The organism is Shewanella sp. SM29 (genome assembly GCF_025654245.1).
In the GTDB taxonomy this organism is placed as follows: Bacteria; Pseudomonadota; Gammaproteobacteria; order Enterobacterales; family Shewanellaceae; genus Shewanella; species Shewanella oncorhynchi.
On record NZ_JAKKRN010000104.1, the window covers coordinates 1 to 521 of the forward strand.

The 521-nt window shown below is 42.8% G+C and carries 1 protein-coding gene; it reads right to left on the bottom strand.

The window, feature by feature from the left end; genetic code table 11:
- Nucleotides 1-8: 8 nt before the first annotated feature.
- Nucleotides 9-521, bottom strand: a 513-nt coding sequence (locus L5L77_RS22835) for an IS3 family transposase (RefSeq protein ID WP_263223452.1), incomplete at its 5' end; no start/stop codon positions are given.

A 521-nucleotide genomic window follows, 5' to 3' on the forward strand; every position in this document is an offset into this window, starting at 1 on the left:
TGTAGTGGTCAAGTAAAATTGGCCACGATTTTAGAGTCATTCCAATATAAACGTTCTGACTCATTTGGCGTTAACCCACCATTATATTGATGGGGTCTGGTCTCACTGTAATATCCAGTGATGTAATTTGTGATCTCTTTATCTGCTTCTGTAAAATTCCCATAACCACTGGCGGGGATCCACTCAGATTTCAAACTTCTAAAGAAACGCTCCATTGGTGCGTTATCCCAACAATTCCCGCGACGACTCATACTTTGCTCAATCTGAAGGCACCATATTAATTGTCTGAATTTCAAGCTTGTGTAATGCGAACCTTGATCGCTGTGATATATCACATTCTCAGGCTTACCCCTTAACTCAAATGCCATTTTCAAAGCTTTACAGGTCAGCGCACTATCTGGTGATAATGACAAGGCCCATCCAATAGGCTTGCGGGAAAATAAGTCAAGAACAACGGCTAGATAGGCCCAACGATTACCGACCCAAACATATGTCACGTCGCCACACCACACTTGATCTGG